Genomic DNA, 18880 nt, shown 5'->3' on the forward strand with positions numbered 1-18880 from the left:
TCGGCAATGAGGACAAAAAATGGAGCGCTAAACCGGGAAAACAGAAAAATCGTAAGCCAGTTCCGTCGCCGGGAAAATAGCGCGGCATTCCGCCAGTAAGCGCTGACAGCCTTTATCGTCATAGCGTGAGCTAATATGGGTCATGATCAGCCGACCAACGGCAGCTTCCCGCGCCAGCGTCGCGGTTTGACGGGTGGAGCTGTGTCCGCGAGCGTTGGCTTTCTCCTCCATTGACGCATCCAGCGTGGTTTCATGGACCATCACATCCACACCTTGCGCCAGCGCGAGGGCGGCCTCGCAGGGCGCGGTATCGCCGAAAATCGCCACTGATTTCCCGGCCACGGCGGGAGCAAGGTAGTCGGCGCCATTGATCTGCCTTCCATCGGCAAGCGTGACGGTTTTTCCTGCCTTCAACGCCTGAAACAGCGGGCCGGGCGTAACGCCTGCGGCTTTTAACGCCCTGGCATTCAGCGCGCCAGGCTTGTCATGTTCAACAACGCGATATCCGTAGCACTCCAGTGGATGCTCCAGCCTGAACGCGGTCACTTTACGCAGACCGTCGTCAAGAATATCGCCTGCGCTAATTTCTTCAATTTGCAACGGAAAATCGGTCCATGAACCGCTAAGACGCAGTGTGGTTGCAATAAACTCACGCACGCCTTGAGGCCCGTATACGGTTAGCGGATGGGGGTTCCCCGCCATCGACCGGCTGCATAGCAGACCCGGCAGGCCAAACAGATGATCGCCGTGAAGATGGCTGATAAAAATGCGCTCAAGCTTACCGGGATGAAACGCGGTATTAAGCATTTGATGCTGTGTCCCTTCGCCGCAATCAAAAAGCCATACTCCCGGCTGCGTTGGATGTTGCAGATGTAATAAAATTGCCGTTACATTGCGTGAGCGCGTGGGAACGCCTGCGGACGTACCTAAAAAAATTAATTCCATCTTGTCCATACACGTTTGGTTATCGTTTAACCCAAGATTACCACAACACAGGAGCGCATCATGATTGACTGGCAGGATCTCCACCATAGCGAACTTACCGTTCCTCAACTTTACGCGTTACTCAAATTGCGCTGCGCGGTCTTTGTGGTAGAACAGCGCTGTCCTTACCTGGATGTGGATGGCGATGATTTAGTCGGCGACAATCGGCATATTCTGGGCTGGCATCAGGATGAGCTGGTGGCGTATGCGAGGATTCTGAAAAGCGATAACGAATCAGACCCGGTTGTCATTGGCCGGGTGATCGTCAGCGATGCCTGGCGAGGGGCGAAACTGGGCCAGCAATTAATGGCGAAAACGCTGGAATCTTGTGGGCGGCACTGGCCGGATAAGCCGCTATATCTGGGGGCGCAGGCGCATCTACAACCTTTTTATGCGCGGTTTGGTTTTATTCCGGTTACCGATGTTTATGACGAAGACGGCATTCCGCACCGGGGAATGGCGCGGGAGGTTCATCAGGCATAAACCGAAACCGTTGACTATAGTTAGGAGCAGGTGTTAACACAACGGAGAATGAGAATGTCATATCAATTTGGTGAATCACGTGTTGATGATGATCTGACTTTGCTCAGCGAAACGCTGGAAGAGATTTTACGTTCCTCAGGCGATCCCGCCGATCAAAAATACATTGAGCTGAAAGCCCGCGCGGAACAAGCGCTGGAAGAGGTGAAAAACCGCGTAAGCCATGCGTCGGATAGCTATTATTACCGGGCAAAGCAGGCCGTTTATAAAGCGGATGACTACGTTCATGAAAAACCCTGGCAGGGTATTGGCGTAGGCGCGGCGGTAGGACTGGTACTTGGACTGCTGCTGGCGCGGCGCTAAATCCCCCTACTGAACAGAATTGCAACCCTCCCTAAATGAGGTACTGCTTTTTTAGGGCAGTACCCCGTATAATGTGGGGTTTTTAACAGGGAGGGGCCGCGTGCATTCTATTACTACTGCGCTGGAAAATCTGACGCGTCAGCTATCGCAAGAGATACCGGCGACGCCAGGGCTTTGCGTTTTCGATGCGCCTTTCCCTTTAAACGATGCCTTCGATGCATTGAGCTGGCTGGCCAGCCAGTCATCCTTTCCGCAATTCTACTGGCAACAGCGCAATGGCGACGAAGAAGCTGCCGTTCTCGGGGCAATCACCGTTTTTTCATCGCTCGATCTGGCGCAACGGTTTTTACGTCAGCACGCGCAGCCTGACCTGCGTATTTGGGGGCTGAATGCGTTCGAGCCGAAAGAGGGCTACTTATTGCTGCCGCGGCTGGAGTGGCGACGTAGCGGGGGTACGGCGACCTTACGCTTACATCTGCACAGTGACGTTTCGCTACGCGATGATGCGCGCCAGGCGAAAGCGTTTCTCGCTTCTCTGGTCGGCATTAAGCCTGTTCCGGCGCTACGCCTTTCGCTCACGAGCGAACAACACTGGCCGGACAAAGACGGTTGGGTGAAGCTGATTCAGCAGGCCACCCACACCATTGCGCAAGAGGCGTTTGATAAAGTTGTGCTGGCGCGGGCCACCGACTTACAATTCTCCCGTCCGGTCAATGCCGCCGCGATGATGGCGTCCAGTCGTCGTTTAAATCTCAACTGCTACCACTTTTTTATGGCTTTTTCCGCCGATACCGCCTTTCTGGGATCATCGCCGGAGCGGCTCTGGCGGCGGCGTGAAACGGCGCTGCGTACCGAAGCGCTGGCCGGGACGGTGGCGAACCATCCGGATAACCATAAAGCCTGGCAGCTTGGCGAATGGTTAATGAAAGACGATAAAAACCAGCGAGAAAATATGCTGGTTGTCGAAGACATCTGCCAGCGACTGCAAAACTGCACCCACTCGCTGGATGTGCTGCCGCCGCAGGTGCTCAGACTGCGCAAGGTACAGCATTTGCGCCGCTGTATCTGGACGGCGCTTAATCAGGCGGACGACACGCTCTGCCTGCACCAGTTACAGCCTACCGCAGCGGTCGCCGGGATCCCTCGTGAACCCGCGCGTTGTTTTATAGAACAACATGAGCCGTTCGAACGTGAATGGTATGCCGGGTCGGCAGGCTATCTCTCCACGCGGCAAAGTGAGTTTTGCGTGACGTTACGTTCAGCCAAAGTGACGGCCAATGTGGTGCGATTGTATGCCGGCGCGGGAATCGTCCGCGGCTCCGATCCGGAACAGGAATGGCAGGAAATAGATAATAAAGCGGCCGGGTTACGTACCTTATTGCAGATGGATGCGTAATGAGTCACATATTCCCGACCCATATCAATAATCCATTTTTGCAGCTCTTTATACTTAGTCCCAATGATTGATACCGGACAAACTCATGTCAGTAAGTGCATTTAACCGGCGCTGGGCGGCGGTCATCCTGGAAGCCTTAACCCGTCATGGCGTCAGGCATGTTTGTATCGCCCCTGGTTCCCGTTCCACGCCGCTCACGTTGGCGGCGGCAGAGAATCCTGCTTTTATTCACCATACGCACTTTGATGAGCGTGGGCTTGGTCATCTGGCGTTAGGGCTGGCGAAAGTCAGCCAACAGCCGGTTGCCGTTATTGTCACTTCAGGTACCGCCGTGGCGAACCTCTATCCGGCGTTGATTGAGGCGGGGCTGACGGGCGAGAAGCTCATTTTACTTACCGCCGATCGCCCGCCAGAGCTGATTGACTGCGGCGCCAACCAGGCGATCCGTCAGGCGGGGATGTTTGCCTCGCACCCCTCCCAAACTTTGTCGTTGCCGCGTCCCACGCAGGACATTCCGGCGCGCTGGCTGGTGTCGACCATCGACAATGCGCTCGCCATGCTTCATGCGGGCGCGCTGCACATTAACTGTCCTTTTGCCGAACCGCTGTATGGCGATATGAATGACACCGGTCTGGTCTGGCAGCAGCGTCTCGGCGACTGGTGGCAGGATGAAAAACCCTGGCTGCGCGAAGCGCGTCGACTGGAAAGCGACAAACAGCGCGACTGGTTCTTCTGGCGACAAAAACGCGGCGTTGTCGTCGCTGGGCGTATGAGCGCGGAAGAAGGCAAAAAAGTGGCGCAGTGGGCGCAAACTCTGGGATGGCCATTAATTGGCGACGTATTGTCGCAAACCGGGCAGCCGCTGCCGTGCGCCGACCTGTGGCTCGGCAACGCCAAAGCGGTGACCGAACTGCAGCAGGCGCAAATTGTCGTCCAGCTTGGCAGTAGCCTTACCGGAAAACGCTTACTGCAATGGCAGGCAACCTGCGAGCCGGAAGAGTACTGGGTAATCGACAATATTGAAGGTCGTCTGGACCCTGCGCACCATCGTGGACGCAGACTGGTAGCGAAAATCGCCGACTGGCTGGAACTGCATCCGGCGGAAAAACGTAAACCGTGGTGTGTAGAGATCCCGCGTCTGGCGGAACTGGCGTGGCAACGGGTGGTCGCGCAGCGAGACACCTTTGGCGAAGCGCAGCTGGCGCACCGTATCCGCGACTATCTGCCGGAGCAGGGGCAATTGTTCGTGGGCAATAGTCTGGTGGTGCGTCTGATCGACGCGCTGTCACAGTTGCCGGCTGGCTATCCGGTATACAGCAATCGCGGGGCGAGCGGCATTGACGGCCTGCTTTCCACGGCGGCAGGCGTGCAGCGCGCCAGCGCCAAATCGACGCTGGCTATCGTCGGCGATTTATCCGCGCTGTACGATCTTAACGCGCTGGCGTTACTACGTCAGGTATCTGCGCCGTTTGTGTTGATTGTGGTCAACAATAACGGCGGGCAGATCTTTTCCCTGCTGCCGACGCCGCAAAGCAAACGCGAGCGCTTTTATTTGATGCCGCAAAACGTCCATTTTGACCATGCGGCCGCCATGTTTAACCTGCGCTATCATCGCCCGGAAAACTGGGAAGAGCTGGAGTCTGCGCTGGCTGGCGCGTGGCGAACCCCGGCGACAACGGTGATTGAGCTGGTGGTAAACGATACGGACGGCGCGCAGACGTTGCAGCAACTTTTGGCCCAGGTAAGCCATCTATGATGTTGCACGCGCAGCACATGCCCGGACAGCCTGGGGCGCCCTCGCTGGTTTTCCTGCACGGTTTTTCTGGCGATTGCCGCGAATGGCAGCCGGTTGGCGAACAGTTTCACGGCTGTTCGCGGCTCTATATTGACTTACCGGGACATGGCGGATCTACGGCTATTCCGGTCGGCGGATTTGCCGATGTCATCAGATTACTGCGCGCTACGTTAATTAGTTACAACATACTAAAGTTTTGGTTGGTGGGATACTCCCTTGGCGGCCGGGTGGCGATGATGGCAGCCTGCCAGGGAATACCCGGCCTGTGCGGCCTGGTGGTTGAAGGCGGTCATCCGGGGCTGCAAAATGAACAGGCGCGCGCTGAAAGACGATTGTCCGACGGGCGCTGGGCAGAGCGTTTTCGTCGTGAACCCCTGACTGAGGTTTTTCACGACTGGTATCAGCAGCCGGTGTTCGCCTCGCTGACGGCGCAGCAAAGGCAGGCGCTGACGGCGCTGCGTAGCCAGAATAACGGCGAAACGCTGGCTGCGATGCTGGAGGCGACATCGCTTGCCGCCCAGCCGGATTTACGCGAGGCGCTCAACGCGCTGGCATTTCCGTTTTATTATTTATGTGGCGAACGCGACAGCAAATTCCGCGCCCTGGCGCAGGAAGTGGCGGCGACATGCCATGTTATTCGTAACGCCGGACACAACGCGCATCGGGAAAACCCCGCTGGCGTGGTAGACAGTCTGGCTCAGATTCTGCGTCTCTGACTAAAGGACACACTATGATCTATCCTGATGAAACAATGCTTTACGCACCGGTAGAATGGCACGACTGCTCGGAGGGTTACACCGACATTCGTTATGAAAAATCCACCGACGGTATTGCAAAAATCACCATTAATCGTCCGCAGGTGCGCAATGCATTTCGTCCGTTGACCGTCAAAGAGATGATTCAGGCGCTGGCGGATGCCCGTTACGACGACAACGTGGGCGTGATTATTCTGACCGGCGAAGGCGATAAAGCGTTTTGCGCGGGCGGCGACCAGAAGGTGCGCGGCGATTACGGCGGTTATCAGGATGACTCCGGCGTGCATCACCTGAACGTGCTGGATTTCCAGCGCCAGATTCGCACCTGTCCAAAACCGGTTGTCGCGATGGTCGCGGGATATTCCATCGGCGGTGGCCATGTGCTGCACATGATGTGTGACCTGACCATCGCGGCGGAAAACGCCATCTTCGGCCAGACTGGTCCGAAAGTTGGCTCCTTTGACGGCGGCTGGGGCGCTTCGTATATGGCGCGTATCGTTGGTCAGAAGAAAGCGCGTGAAATCTGGTTCCTGTGCCGCCAGTACGATGCGCAACAGGCGCTGGACATGGGGCTGGTTAACACCGTCGTTCCGCTGGCGGATCTGGAAAAAGAGACCGTGCGCTGGTGCCGCGAAATGTTGCAAAACAGTCCGATGGCGCTGCGTTGCCTGAAAGCGGCGCTGAATGCCGATTGTGACGGTCAGGCCGGGCTGCAGGAGCTGGCGGGCAACGCTACCATGCTGTTCTACATGACCGAAGAAGGGCAGGAAGGCCGTAACGCCTTTAACCAGAAGCGTCAGCCTGACTTCAGCAAATTCAAACGGAACCCATAATGCGTAGCGCGCAGGTATACCGCTGGCAGATCCCCATGGACGCGGGGGTGGTTCTGCGCGACAGGCGGTTAAAAACTCGCGACGGGCTGTATGTTTGTCTGCGTGACGGCGAGCGTGAGGGATGGGGAGAGATCTCTCCGCTGCCGGGCTTCAGTCAGGAAACGTGGGAAGAGGCGCAGACGGCGCTCCTGACGTGGGTGAACGACTGGCTTCAGGGGAGCGAGGGATTACCGGAGATGCCTTCGGTCGCGTTTGGCGCAAGCTGCGCGCTGGCGGAACTGACAGGCGTATTGCCGGAGGCGGCGGACTATCGCGCTGCGCCGTTATGCACTGGCGATCCTGACGATTTGGTGCTGCGGCTTGCCGATATGCCCGGCGAGAAAATCGCTAAGGTCAAAGTGGGTCTTTATGAAGCGGTACGCGACGGCATGGTGGTTAATTTGCTGCTGGAGGCGATCCCGGATCTGCATCTGCGTCTGGATGCGAATCGCACCTGGACGCCGCTAAAAGCCCAACAGTTCGCAAAGTATGTTAATCCGGATTACCGCGCTCGTATCGCCTTTCTCGAAGAACCGTGTAAGACGCGGGATGATTCCCGCGCCTTTGCCCGTGAAACCGGCATCGCGATTGCCTGGGACGAAAGTCTGCGCGAAGCGGATTTCACCTTTGAAGCCGAAGAGGGCGTCAGGGCTGTGGTTATCAAACCTACGCTGACCGGATCGCTTGATAAAGTGCGTGAGCAAGTCGCTGCCGCCCATGCGTTGGGACTGACGGCGGTCATCAGCTCTTCGATCGAGTCCAGCCTCGGCCTGACGCAACTGGCGCGGATTGCCGCTTGGTTGACGCCGGGAACGCTGCCTGGACTGGATACCTTGCATCTGATGCAGGCGCAACAGATTCGCCCCTGGCCCGGTAGCGCGTTGCCTTGTCTGAAGCGTGAGGAGCTGGAACGACTGTTATGACATTCACGGATTGGCCGTGGCGCCACTGGCGTCAGGTTCGCAGTCAGGCGCCCGCTCTGCGCCTGAACGATGAAGTGCTAAGCTGGCGCGCCCTCTGTGAGCGTATTGATGCGCTGGCGGGCGGGTTTGCCGCGCAGGGCGTACGCGAGGGCGACGGTGTCCTGCTGCGCGCCGGGAATCAGCCGCGCACTCTGTTGGCATGGCTTGCGCTGATGCAGTGCGGCGCGCGGGTTCTGCCCGTCAATCCGCAGTTGCCCCAGACGTTGCTGGAGGCGCTGGTGCCGAAGTTAACGCTGCGTTTTGCGCTGACACTGGAAGGCGAAAACGCGTTTTCCGGATTAACCGCGTTGCAGATACAAAAGAGCACAGCGGCGTATGCTGTGGACTGGCAACCGCAGCGTCTGGTTTCCATGACGCTGACATCGGGTTCCACAGGATTGCCAAAAGCGGCTGTACATACGTGCCAGGCGCATCTTGCCAGCGCGCAGGGGGTGCTTTCGCTAATGCCGTTTGGCCCTCAGGATGACTGGCTGCTATCGCTGCCGCTGTTTCATGTATCCGGGCAGGGTATTATGTGGCGTTGGCTCTTCGCCGGGGCGCGCATGACGGTACGCGATAAGCAACCGCTGGAGCAGATGCTGGCAGGGTGTACTCATGCTTCGCTGGTGCCGACGCAGCTATGGCGGTTGCTGGCGAATCGGGCGGCGGTGACGCTGAAAGCCGTTTTGCTCGGCGGCGCGGTGATTCCGGTTGAACTCACCGACCAGGCCAGCAAACAAGGGATTCGCTGCTGGTGCGGGTATGGGCTCACGGAGTTCGCGTCTACGGTATGCGCCAAAGAGGCCGATGGTTCGGATGATGTGGGCGCGCCGCTTCCCGGCAGAGAGATCAGAATCGTCGATAATGAAGTCTGGCTGCGCGCCGCCAGTATGGCGGAAGGTTACTGGCGTGATGGCAAACTGATCCCGCTGGTTAATGACGAGGGCTGGTTTGCCACGCGCGATCGCGGCGAGCTGAACCACGGCAGGCTAACCATCGCCGGGCGGCTGGACAACCTGTTCTTTAGCGGCGGCGAAGGCATTCAGCCGGAGGAAGTCGAACGCGTTATTAACGCGCATCCGCTGGTGCAACAAGCCTTTGTCGTGCCGGTAGAAGATAAAGAGTTTGGCCATCGTCCCGTTGCGGTTGTGGAGTATGCATCGCAGGCCGGAGACGTGAACCTCGCTGAATGGGTTCGCGATAAGCTGGCGCGTTTTCAGCAGCCGGTTCGCTGGTTGACGCTGCCTTCAGAACTGAAAAACGGAGGGATTAAAATATCTCGCCGTGCGCTCCAGCAGTGGGTGTGTGAGAACTGTAAAAATTAATGTTAGGTTAATATACAACCATTCCATCGCTATTGCCGTTTTGTTTATCCGTTGATGTGTAACGTGTTATGAACAATCAGCGTGAAACGGGGGCGCTATGGAATGGTTGGTTAAGAAATCGCATTATGTCAAAAAGAGGGCGTGCCATGTTCTGGTGCTGTGCGATAGCGGCGGTTCGCTAAAAATGATCGCCGAGGCGAATTCCATGATATTACTGAGTCCCGGCGATATCCTGTCGCCTTTACAGGATGCGCAGTATTGTATTAATCGGGAAAAACACCAGACCTTAAAAATCGTTGATGCACGCTGTTATTCCTGCGACGAATGGCAGCGGTTGACGCGCAAGCCATCATGATCTGGCGGGCAGAAAAATCAGCATTACCCCCGCCATAATACATAATACGCCGAGCATCGCTTTTAGGCTGAAAGCGCCTTGCAAACCGGGTAACAGCATTGAGGCTACCCAGACAAGCACATAGCTGAGACTCAGCAGCGCATAGGCTTTGCTGAGCGCGAGCGTGTGTAATGTTTTATGCCAGCAGAAGACGGAAACCAGATACCCCGCCAAACCGGCGAATAGCGCCAGGGTCGCGGCATTAAGAGCGCCCAGCCCGGAAATAAACGCCAGCGGATGCGCTATCGATGGCAGCCGCATCATGGCGAATCCCAGACTCAACTGGGCGAGGGAGGCAATCGCAACGCTTATCAGTCCCCACATTACGCCCATTATGCCGCACTCCCCAGAATGATAATGCCGCTGATAATCAATGCGACGCCCAACCAGTGGCGGGGCGGAACCTGTTCATGCCAGATTTTCCAGGCCGCCAGCGTGACCCAGACAAAATTCAGACTCAACATCGGGTAAGCAATTCCCACCGGCAGGGTTTGTAGCACCAGCAGCCACAGCACCATCGCTGCGCCCATGCATATCAGCGCCAGGCCCAGCCACAGCATCAGGTGGCGGCGGCGTCCGCCCGTCGTCAATGGCCGTGTCGCTTGCTTCTGGCAGAGCTGACCGCCAACGCTGAGCAGACTGGCAAGCACCAGAACGACGCCGATCATTTAGGCCGATACTGAATTAACACCAGACGCCCCTGATAATCAATATTGTCCGCAGGGGGAAGGGAAAGAGCGCTGATGTCTTCATCTTTGGCTATTGAAAGTACTAGCGTAATAATGCCCTCCTGACGATGCTGGTTGAGCCAGGCGTTAAAATCGTCGGCTTTAACGAATTTATTCTGTACATCAGGATAGCTAAGACCATACCTGAGTTCGCCCGCGTGTCCGTAGAGCATAATATCGTCTCGTTTCAGACTCCAGGCCAGCCCGGCGGCGACGCCCACGCTGTCGGCAAGAATATAGCGGCTTGATGCCAAAGGCGCCTGGGTCATTTCGACAAAAAACTGGGGCTGTTTGGACTCCATCACCCTGTCGGGGATGGAAAAGCCGAACAGCAGCGCCAGTCCCAGCGGACAAAACGCGGGTAATAGGTATTTTTGGCTATGACAGAGGCTATACCAGCCCACAAACGCCCAAACAGTAAAGACGCCCCAGACGCAAAAAACTTTATAAGTTTCGATATGCGTCCACACCGGCGATTTCAGCGGGCCCCATGAGGAGACGACAAACGCTGCGACGATCCCGACTAACCCGAACACCAGGTTGATCCCGCCGTTGACACGCAGCGCGGCGACGCCTTCTTTTACGTTATGCAGGACGAAGCGCGCCATGAGTATCGCTATCGGTGCGAAACAGGAAAGAACATAGGTGGGCAGTTTCCCTTTCGCAATGCTGAAAAAGAGAAGCGGCATGATCGTCCATCCGAGCAAATAGAATGCGCCGTTTCGCTCGCGCCAGCCCAGTTTAAGCGCGCCAGGCAGTAATCCCAGCCACGGTAAACTTCCCGCGAGCAGTACCGGCAGATAGTACCAGAAAGGGGCTTTATGCTGGGCATCGCTCATGGCGAATCGCTGGATATGTTCCACCCAGAAAAAGTAATGCCAGAAATCGGCTTCGCGTCGCGCAATGGCGATCGCCCAGGGAAGGACAACCACAAAGCAGCTCAAGACCGCCAGCCAGCCGTAAAGCAAAAAGTCCTTCCAGCGTTTCTGAACAATGACCCACGGCAACACGCTCACCACCGGTACGGCCAGGGCGAGGAAGCCTTTAGTTAATACACCCAGACCGCAGGTTGCGCCCAGTAGCAAAAACATCCCAATCTTGCCCATTCGGGTCGTGGCCTGCATCCCCTGCCAGAAACAACACATCCCGGCCGTAAGCCAAAGGGCGATCATCGGGTCGAGTACCGCATACGTCCCGATACTGTAAACGGCAAAGAGGGAGAGAAAGATAACGGAGGCGAGCAACGCGGTACGTTTATCCCGCCATAAGCGGAACGTCAGCCACGCCACCAGCGCTGCGGCCAGCAATGTCGTTAAAATAGCGCCAGCCCGCACGCCAAAATTGGTAGCGCCAAAAAGCCACTGACCCAGACTGTTTATCCAGTAACCGGCTATCGGTTTTTCAAAATAACGTAATCCCAGAAAATGCGGCACGATCCAGTCGCCAGACGCCAGCATCTCCCGACTTATTTCGGCATAGCGCGTTTCATCCGGCTGCCAGAGCAGGCGGCTATTGACAGGAATAACATAGTAGAGCGCGATAAATGCGGCGAAAGCCAGATAATAGCGTATCGATTTCATCATGAGGCGCTCGCTGCCTGTTGGCACCCCAGCCAACCTTCACGGCCAGGGATGTGCCCACGTACAATTTGCCCCAACGGCAGAGACTCAGGCGATGTCGGCAGCAGTTCGCCCAGAGGACAAAAGGTGATCCCCGCGTCACGTGCACGAACGAGCAAATCTTCAAACAGCGGCTGATGGACAATACCTTCGACTTCCGCATGGATGGTATATACCGGCGTGCCTTTGTCCTGCAACATACGGGAGATAATCCAGGTATTGAACGACTGCGCCTGAACGGCGGGGCCGATAACCTCATCCCATGTGGGTAAGGTGACCGGGATTTGCGGCGTCCCTGTCTGGCCCGGCATCAGTAGCGGACGGAATAAGGTGGTTCCACGGCAATCGCTGTTATACCTCAGGTTGAACGACTCCTTCGCACGAACAACGCGCCCATCCGCTCGCCAGCCGGCCGCGGCTGAGCAGGTGACGGGTTTTCCGATAATGGCCTCAAGCGCCGTTATGCCGCGCGCAATATCTTCTTCAAGCTGGCGGATACTCCAGTGGCCGCTGTGAGTCTGCCACGCATGGTGATCCCAGGCATGTAGTCCCGTCTCATGGTATGTTGCCGTTTCACGAATAATCCCGGCATTGGCGTTGCCGATATTTTTTCCCGGCCAGGCGGTACCGGCCAGCAGGATATCCCAGCCGTAGAGCGAGGCGGCGTTTGAACGTAGCATTTTCCATAAAAATCGCGGTCTTATCAGACGCCAAAGATGACGTCCCATATTGTCCGGCCCGACGCTGAAGAAAAAGCTGGCCTGAACGCCGTGGCGATGCAATGTCGCCAGCAGCCGGGGAACACCTTCACGCGTTCCTCGCAAGGTATCAACATCAATGCGTAAACCGACTTTCGTCATGATGCGCGTTCCGCGACATCTACGCTGCGCAGGAAGAAGTCCAGCGTTTCTTCAACCGTATCACGCATCGCAATAGACGGTTCCCAGCCCAGACAGCGCCTGGCATTGTCGATACTGGGTTTCCGGTGTGCGACATCCTGATAACCCTTGCCGTAATAACCACGGCTTTCGACGACCTGGAAACCGGCAAATGGTGGGAAATGGCAGCGCAGCGGATGCTTATCAAAACTGTCGAGCAACAGCGTCGCCAGTTCCTGAATACTGGCTTCGTTGTCAGGATTGCCGATATTAATGATTTTGCCATCGCACCGATCGCCATCATTCACAATAATGCGGAATAATGCTTCGATCCCATCGCGAATATCGGTAAAACAGCGTTTCTGCTGACCGCCGTCGATAAGCTTTATCGGCGTCCCTTCTACCAGGTTCAGAATCAACTGCGTTATCGCGCGTGAACTGCCGATACGCGCCGCGTTCAGGCTATCCAGCCGCGGCCCCATCCAGTTAAAGGGACGGAAAAGCGTGAAGCGCAATCCCTCTTTTTCGCCATAAGCCCAAATCACCCGGTCGAGAAGCTGTTTGGAAACGGAGTAAATCCAGCGTGGCTTATTCACCGGCCCGACGATCAGATTCGATTTGTCCTCGTCAAAAGAGGCGTCCGTACACATGCCGTACACTTCAGAGGTAGACGGGAAAACCACGCGTTTACGGTATTTCACGCAATAACGGATAATCCGCAGGTTTTCTTCAAAATCAAGTTCAAAGACGCGCAGCGGGTTGCGGGTGTATTCAATCGGGGTTGCAATTGCTACCAGCGGCAGTACGACATCGCATTTTTTGACATGATATTCGATCCATTCTGAGTGGATGCTGATATCTCCCTCCACGAAATGAAATCGAGGGTGGAGCAGGAATCGGCTAATGGCGTTGCTGCCGATATCCATACCGTAGACCTCGTAATTCTCTTCATTCAGTAACCGTTCGGTCAAATGATTGCCGATAAAACCGTTGACGCCGAGGATGAGAACGCGAATGCGACGTTTACCGCTGGTCGCTGGTGGACGGTTCAAACGCGCGCCCGCCACCAGACCAAGCGTCTGTGCAAGCTGCGAGCCCTGTACAGTAATGCCGTCTCCGGCCTGGCCGGTAATAATCTCCAGCGCGCCATCGGCGCAGGCGACCCGCAGCGGAGAGACCGAAATTACCGAGCCGGGAAGCGCGCCCTGCGCATCCGGACAAATTCGGGAAGACCAGATAGTGAATTTTTGCGAGCCGTTATAGCTGAACGCGCCGGGCCAGGGGGCGGCTACCGCCCGCACCAGGTTATGCACAGTGGAAACCGGTTTATGCCAGTCGATAAGGCCATCTTCCGGCCTGCGGCGACCATAATACGTAGCGTCAGACTCACGCTGGGGAACAGAAGGTATATCGCCGCATTTCATGGTGGGCAGGATGCTATTAAGCAACTGGCGCGCGGCCTGGCATAGCTTATGATGCAGGGTAAGCGCAACATCGTCCTGCGCAATAGCAACGCGTTGACTGGCGACAATCTCTCCGGCGTCGGCACGTTTGACCATACGATGCAGCGTTACGCCCGTTTCGCTTTCGCCGTTAACCAGAACCCAGTTTAGCGGCGCACGGCCACGATAGGCAGGCAATAGAGAACCGTGCAGATTGAACGCGCCAGCCGGGGCGAGGTGCAGAATTTCTTTGCTTAACAGGTTGCGGTAATAGAACGAAAAAATAATATCCGGCGCAAGCTCAGCGATGCGGTCGACCCAGATAGGATGATTTACGTTATCCGGCGCATAAACCGGAATCCCTAATCCTGCCGCCAGCCGGGAGACGGAGCCAAAAAAGGTGTTTTCCGCAGGATTGTCGGCATGAGTAAAAATCGCGGCAATGTCATACCCGGTATCCAGTACGGCCTGCACGCCCTGACATCCCATATCGTGATAGGCAAAAATAACGGCTTTCATTGGTGACTTTCCTCAGTAAACGACGTGCTTTCCGGGTAGATAACTTGTTGAACAAAATAGCGGGGGCGGGCGCGGACATCGTTATAAATGCGACCAATGTATTCGCCCAGCAGCCCCATACCGATGAATTGCGCGCCGATGAAGGTAAACAGGACGGCAAAGAGCATAAATACGCCTTCCGCCGCCCACTGCGGCCCCAGCGCCAGGCGAAGTACAATAAGCAATACCGACAGGCTAAACCCGCCGATGGCGATAACGCTGCCCAGCAGGCTCAACAGGCGCAGCGGCGTCGTCGTCAGGCAGGTCACCAGGTCATACATCAGGTTAATGAGACGCATAAAACTGTATTTAGAGTCGCCAAATTCACGTTCAGCGTGATGCACCGGGATCTCGGTAGCCCGACGAGCGAAAATGTTGGCCAGAATAGGGATAAAGGTGCTGCGTTCATGGCAGCGCAACATGGTATCGATAATAGGGCGGCGATAGGCGCGTAACATGCAGCCGTAATCGCCCATCGCTTTGCCCGTTGTGCGCTGGATCAGCAGATTAATGATTTTTGACGCCGATTTGCGAAACAGGCTGTCCTGTCGGTTCTGGCGCACGGTGCCTACCACATCGAACCCTTCATCGGCTTTCGCCACCAGGCGCGGGATCTCTTCCGGCGGGTTTTGCAGATCGGCATCCAGCGTAATGATGAGATCGCCGCTTACATGGCTAAACCCCGCCATAATTGCTGCATGTTGACCGTAGTTACGGTTGAGTAAAATAGAGATGATATGGCTATCGGCCTCCTGGGACGCCTTAACCATCAGCTCCGCCGAGCTATCGCTGCTACCATCATCTATCAATAAAATCTCCCACGCTTTGCCCAGACTCTCGCAGGCGGTGGTGGTGCGTCTTATCAATTCCGGCAGGCTTTCCTGTTCGTTATAGACAGGAATAACCACCGAGACTTTTTTTATGGGGGCGGCGTCAAACATGCTTATTGTCCTGCTATCTGATGAAGGGCGGTAATGACCCGATCAAAGTCACTCTCGGTCATGTCCGGGAAGAGCGGCAGTGAGCAGATCCGCTCGCTGTTCCACTCGGTGTCAGGCAGCGTGAGCGTTGGGAAACGTTCGCGATAATATTTTTGCGTATGCGCGGCGCGGAAATGCAGCCCTGTGCCGATGCCTTTCGTTTTCAGCGATGCCATCAGAGCATCCCGGGTAATACCGCAACGGGCTTCATCGACCCGGATAATGAATAAATGCCAGGCGTGAATATGTTCCCACGACGGAAGGCTCAGAGGCTGAAAAGGCAGGTCTGCCATTGCCTGGTGGTACTGCGCTGCGATGGCGGCGCGGCGAGCGTTAAGCGCATCCAGTTTCTGTAACTGAGCAAGCGCGATAGCGGCGTTGAGGTCGGGCAAATTATATTTGTAGCCCGGCGCCAGGACTTCCGCTTGTGGCGCGCGTCCTCCGCTCTGTCGATCCCAGGCATCAACGCCAAGCCCGTGAAACTTGAGACTGCGCAGTTTATCGGCGAATTGCGGGTTATCCGTGACGACGATACCGCCTTCAGCGCAGGTGATGTTCTTAATGGCGTGGAAGGAGAAAATCGCGGTGCCCCGGGCGCCAATGTGGCGACCTTTGTAGCTGGTTCCTGTCGCGTGCGCCGCATCTTCAATCACCGGGATGCCATAACGCTCGCCAAGAGCGTAAATAGCGTCCAGATCGGCGGGCGCGCCAGCGTAGTGGACGGGGATAATTGCTTTGGTTTGTGGCGTAATCGCGGCTTCGATATGTTCAGGCGTGACCATCAGCGTATCGCGATCGACATCGACCATGACGGGGTTCGCGCCGAGTAAAACGATCATATTTAGCGTAGAAACCCACGTCATTGACGGTGTAATGACCTCGTCGCCTTCACCAATGCCCAGCGCCATCAACGCGATGTGCATACCGGCAGTGGCTGAACTGACGGCAACGGCATATTGATTGCCTGTTAGCCGACAAAATGCCGCTTCCAGTTCCTGATTTTTCGGGCCGGTTGTTATCCAACCTGAGTCCAGTACGGTCTTAACGGCAGCGAGCTCTTCCGCGCCCATCGCCGGACGGGAGAAAGGCAAAAAGTCCGACATCATTTTTCCTTCAGCCATTGAAAGCCGCTTTTCAAATATTTCGGCAATAGAAAAGGGCTTATTTTTTAACGCATTTAGCTGAACCCTACTGGATGAAGATTAAATTAACATTAAGAAATTAAGGTGAAGTAAAAAGATAATTTTTAACGGAATTATGCTTTGCTTTCGCCGAAAGTTTAAGGCATTTTATGCATGCCCAAAAGCTGTTTTTATGTTTCTGGTCTGGTCTTCCGTCGCGGAATTTCATTTTAATTGTATTGCTATTAAGTTAGCTGCACTGTCTGCCTGAGAGGTTAATGTGCTGGCATTTACCCTACGCTTTATTAAAAACAAACGCTATCTCGCGACTCTGGCGGGGGCGTTGGTTATTATCGCCGGGTTGACCTCACAACATGCCTGGAGTGGTAACGGTCTACCGCAGATTAACGGTAAAGCGCTGGCGGCGCTGGCGAAGCAGCATCCGGTAGTCGTGTTATTCCGCCATGCCGAGCGGTGCGATCGTTCCGATAATACCTGCCTGTCAGACAGCACGGGGATTACGGTCAAGGGTGCGCAAGATGCCAGAGCGCTGGGTAAAGCCTTCAGTGCCGATATACAAAATTACAATCTCTATTCCAGTAATACGGTGCGCACCATCCAGTCGGCAACCTGGTTTTCTGCGGGCAGGTCGCTTACGGTGGATAAAAAAATGATGGATTGCGGCAGCGGTATTTATGCTTCAATCAATACGTTACTGAAAAAGTCGCAGAATAAAAATATAGTCATTTTTACCCATAATCATTGTTTGACGTATATTGCAAAAAATAAGCGCGGCGTAAAGTTTGATCCGGACTATCTTAATGCGCTCGTTATGCATGCGGAAAACGGAAAACTCTTTTTAGATGGTGAATTTGTTCCCGGCTAGCCGCATGTTAAAAGCGTAAAGACAGCCTGAAGCGGCTGTCGTCATTATAATAACCCTTTCAATGCTAATGTGTGGCGTGTCGCTACATTCAAATCATACAGCGCCAGTTCTTCTGGCTTGACCCAGGCGTAGTCCTGAAATTCGTCGTTAATACATATATCGCGGTTAGCGGAAACACAGTCGAAGATGAGATAAATCATATAAATCTCTTCTTGTCTGCCATCAGCGTAGGTTTTAACGCGGATATCGTCGCGAAAGGTCCACGGCGTAATATCGCTCAGAATCAGTTGTTCGCCGAGTTCTTCCCGAATCTCCCGACGCAGCGCCTCTTCAATGCGTTCGCCTGGCTCGACCCCGCCGCCCGACAGCGCCCACTGACCGGGAAAGACGCCGCGGTTGTCGGCCATTTTGCACAGCAGATAACAGCCATCATTTTGAATTAATGGGCAAACTATAGTTCGTTGACGCATAAGTCGCTTCCTTAAACCACCAGGTCGTCAGCTTAACAAATCATTCTGCGAAATTCTTTGTGAAAAATGGAAGCGATAACGCAGACTGCGTTTTTTGTTAATCCTGTTGATGCAGGCGTCGCCATGTGATGGCGCAATGATGCGGCATGGCGAAAGTAGTATTTCGTTACAATATGTTTTTGGAATGGTTTTTTAGTGCATTGATTCCTCAGCGTCTGGCAGTACAATTCTGCCGTTTTGGGGAGTTTTTCTTTATGTGCTTGCTGGAAAGGGTAAAAATGAAAAAAAGCATATTATTAGGTTTTGCCGGAATGCTGTTCGTTTCTGCATCGGCGCAGGCCATCAGTATTAGCGGCCAGGCGGGCGAAGATTACACCAACATTGGCGTGGGTTTTGGTACGGAATCGACGGGACTGGCGCTAAGCGGCAACTGGATGCACAACGATGATGATGGCGACGCTGCGGGCGTGGGTCTGGGGCTGAACATTCCGGTGGGACCGCTGCTGGCGACGGTCGGCGGTAAAGGTATTTATACCAATCCAAAAGACAGCGATGAAGGCTATGCGGCGGCTGTCGGCGGTGGGCTACAATGGAAAATCGGCAACAGCTTCCGTCTGTTCGGCGAGTATTATTATTCACCAGATTCGCTGTCCAGCGGTATCGACAGCTATGAAGAAGCGAATGCAGGCGCGCGTTTCACCATTATGCGCCCGCTGAGCATTGAAGCCGGTTATCGTTACCTGAACCTGGCGGGTAAAGACGGCAACCGCGATAATGCGATTGCTGACGGCCCTTATGTTGGCGTAAACGCCAGCTTTTGATGCTAACGGCGCGGCAATCGTCGCGCCATATTCCTCCTGTTCCCGTCATTC

General features: G+C 55.2%; 20 protein-coding genes. 11 read left to right on the forward strand and 9 right to left on the reverse strand.

From position 1 onward, the window contains the following. Nucleotides 1-27: 27 nt before the first annotated feature. A complete protein-coding gene (gene rbn, locus J4613_RS17555) occupies nucleotides 28-945 on the reverse strand; it encodes a ribonuclease BN (RefSeq protein WP_000419093.1) in 918 nt (305 codons plus the stop codon). Between the two features lie 60 nt (nucleotides 946-1005). On the opposite strand from rbn, the gene J4613_RS17560 reads away from it, so the two are divergent. The 9 genes from J4613_RS17560 to pmrD all read left to right on the forward strand — a co-directional run bounded on the left by J4613_RS17560 (nucleotide 1006) and on the right by pmrD (nucleotide 9287). Then, the gene (locus J4613_RS17560; RefSeq protein WP_000568155.1) at nucleotides 1006-1467 is read left to right on the forward strand and encodes a GNAT family N-acetyltransferase; all 462 of its coding nucleotides are present in this window, start codon (nucleotides 1006-1008) and stop codon (nucleotides 1465-1467) included. 54 nt (nucleotides 1468-1521) lie between these two features. Continuing rightward, a complete protein-coding gene (elaB, locus tag J4613_RS17565) occupies nucleotides 1522-1827 on the forward strand; it encodes a stress response protein ElaB (protein ID WP_001519663.1) in 306 nt (101 codons plus the stop codon). 100 nt (nucleotides 1828-1927) lie between these two features. Further along, on the forward strand, nucleotides 1928-3223 hold the full coding sequence (gene menF / locus J4613_RS17570) for an isochorismate synthase MenF (RefSeq protein WP_000555674.1): 1296 nt from the start codon (nucleotides 1928-1930) through the stop codon (nucleotides 3221-3223). Between the two features lie 85 nt (nucleotides 3224-3308). Beyond that, the gene (gene menD, locus J4613_RS17575) at nucleotides 3309-4979 is read left to right on the forward strand and encodes a 2-succinyl-5-enolpyruvyl-6-hydroxy-3-cyclohexene-1-carboxylic-acid synthase (protein ID WP_000116392.1); all 1671 of its coding nucleotides are present in this window, start codon (nucleotides 3309-3311) and stop codon (nucleotides 4977-4979) included. Further along, on the forward strand, nucleotides 4976-5734 hold the full coding sequence (gene menH, locus J4613_RS17580; protein ID WP_024155126.1) for a 2-succinyl-6-hydroxy-2,4-cyclohexadiene-1-carboxylate synthase: 759 nt from the start codon (nucleotides 4976-4978) through the stop codon (nucleotides 5732-5734). The genes menD and menH overlap by 4 nt, the downstream gene beginning before the upstream one ends. A gap of 14 nt (nucleotides 5735-5748) precedes the next feature. After that, nucleotides 5749-6606, forward strand: coding sequence for a 1,4-dihydroxy-2-naphthoyl-CoA synthase (gene menB, locus J4613_RS17585; RefSeq protein ID WP_000640013.1), 858 nt, complete (start codon nucleotides 5749-5751; stop codon nucleotides 6604-6606). Then, complete coding sequence (gene menC, locus J4613_RS17590) at nucleotides 6606-7568, forward strand: o-succinylbenzoate synthase (protein WP_111742281.1); 963 nt, start codon at nucleotides 6606-6608, stop codon at nucleotides 7566-7568. The genes menB and menC overlap by 1 nt, the downstream gene beginning before the upstream one ends. Further along, on the forward strand, nucleotides 7565-8932 hold the full coding sequence (menE, locus tag J4613_RS17595) for an o-succinylbenzoate--CoA ligase (protein ID WP_109188008.1): 1368 nt from the start codon (nucleotides 7565-7567) through the stop codon (nucleotides 8930-8932). The genes menC and menE overlap by 4 nt, the downstream gene beginning before the upstream one ends. A gap of 97 nt (nucleotides 8933-9029) precedes the next feature. After that, complete coding sequence (gene pmrD, locus J4613_RS17600; RefSeq protein WP_000455132.1) at nucleotides 9030-9287, forward strand: signal transduction protein PmrD; 258 nt, start codon at nucleotides 9030-9032, stop codon at nucleotides 9285-9287. On the opposite strand, the gene arnF is transcribed toward pmrD, so the two are convergent. From arnF to arnB, 7 genes are read right to left on the reverse strand one after another with little or no spacing between them, the layout of a single operon-like run. Beyond that, nucleotides 9282-9659, reverse strand: coding sequence for a 4-amino-4-deoxy-L-arabinose-phosphoundecaprenol flippase subunit ArnF (gene arnF / locus J4613_RS17605; RefSeq protein WP_000538696.1), 378 nt, complete (start codon nucleotides 9657-9659; stop codon nucleotides 9282-9284). The genes pmrD and arnF overlap by 6 nt on opposite strands. Continuing rightward, nucleotides 9659-9994: a 4-amino-4-deoxy-L-arabinose-phosphoundecaprenol flippase subunit ArnE gene (gene arnE / locus J4613_RS17610; RefSeq protein WP_000580688.1), complete on the reverse strand. Its 336-nt coding sequence runs from the start codon at nucleotides 9992-9994 to the stop codon at nucleotides 9659-9661. The genes arnF and arnE overlap by 1 nt, the downstream gene beginning before the upstream one ends. Continuing rightward, nucleotides 9991-11637 (reverse strand): lipid IV(A) 4-amino-4-deoxy-L-arabinosyltransferase, encoded by a 1647-nt coding sequence (arnT, locus tag J4613_RS17615; protein ID WP_000978039.1) that lies wholly within the window; start codon nucleotides 11635-11637, stop codon nucleotides 9991-9993. The genes arnE and arnT overlap by 4 nt, the downstream gene beginning before the upstream one ends. Next, nucleotides 11634-12533, reverse strand: coding sequence for a 4-deoxy-4-formamido-L-arabinose-phosphoundecaprenol deformylase (gene arnD, locus J4613_RS17620; RefSeq protein WP_000169769.1), 900 nt, complete (start codon nucleotides 12531-12533; stop codon nucleotides 11634-11636). The genes arnT and arnD overlap by 4 nt, the downstream gene beginning before the upstream one ends. Next, nucleotides 12530-14512 (reverse strand): bifunctional UDP-4-amino-4-deoxy-L-arabinose formyltransferase/UDP-glucuronic acid oxidase ArnA, encoded by a 1983-nt coding sequence (gene arnA, locus J4613_RS17625; RefSeq protein WP_111742282.1) that lies wholly within the window; start codon nucleotides 14510-14512, stop codon nucleotides 12530-12532. Before arnA ends, arnD begins: the two co-directional genes overlap by 4 nt. After that, nucleotides 14509-15492: an undecaprenyl-phosphate 4-deoxy-4-formamido-L-arabinose transferase gene (arnC, locus tag J4613_RS17630; RefSeq protein WP_000458894.1), complete on the reverse strand. Its 984-nt coding sequence runs from the start codon at nucleotides 15490-15492 to the stop codon at nucleotides 14509-14511. The genes arnA and arnC overlap by 4 nt, the downstream gene beginning before the upstream one ends. 2 nt (nucleotides 15493-15494) lie before the next feature. Beyond that, nucleotides 15495-16634, reverse strand: coding sequence for a UDP-4-amino-4-deoxy-L-arabinose aminotransferase (arnB, locus tag J4613_RS17635; RefSeq protein ID WP_001279284.1), 1140 nt, complete (start codon nucleotides 16632-16634; stop codon nucleotides 15495-15497). 298 nt (nucleotides 16635-16932) lie between these two features. Here arnB and pmrG point away from each other — a divergent pair, with 298 nt between their 5' ends. Then, nucleotides 16933-17538: a lipopolysaccharide core heptose(II)-phosphate phosphatase PmrG gene (pmrG, locus tag J4613_RS17640; RefSeq protein ID WP_017465977.1), complete on the forward strand. Its 606-nt coding sequence runs from the start codon at nucleotides 16933-16935 to the stop codon at nucleotides 17536-17538. Nucleotides 17539-17582: 44 nt separating this feature from the next. Here the strand turns inward: pmrG and nudI are convergent, their stop codons facing one another. Next, nucleotides 17583-18008: a nucleoside triphosphatase NudI gene (gene nudI / locus J4613_RS17645; RefSeq protein ID WP_001249902.1), complete on the reverse strand. Its 426-nt coding sequence runs from the start codon at nucleotides 18006-18008 to the stop codon at nucleotides 17583-17585. 278 nt (nucleotides 18009-18286) lie between these two features. On the opposite strand from nudI, the gene J4613_RS17650 reads away from it, so the two are divergent. Further along, nucleotides 18287-18829 (forward strand): YfaZ family protein, encoded by a 543-nt coding sequence (locus J4613_RS17650; protein ID WP_001670658.1) that lies wholly within the window; start codon nucleotides 18287-18289, stop codon nucleotides 18827-18829. Nucleotides 18830-18880 lie beyond the last annotated feature (51 nt).

The organism is Salmonella sp. 32020114201800008SM (genome assembly GCF_017572025.1).
In the GTDB taxonomy this organism is placed as follows: Bacteria; Pseudomonadota; Gammaproteobacteria; order Enterobacterales; family Enterobacteriaceae; genus Salmonella; species Salmonella enterica.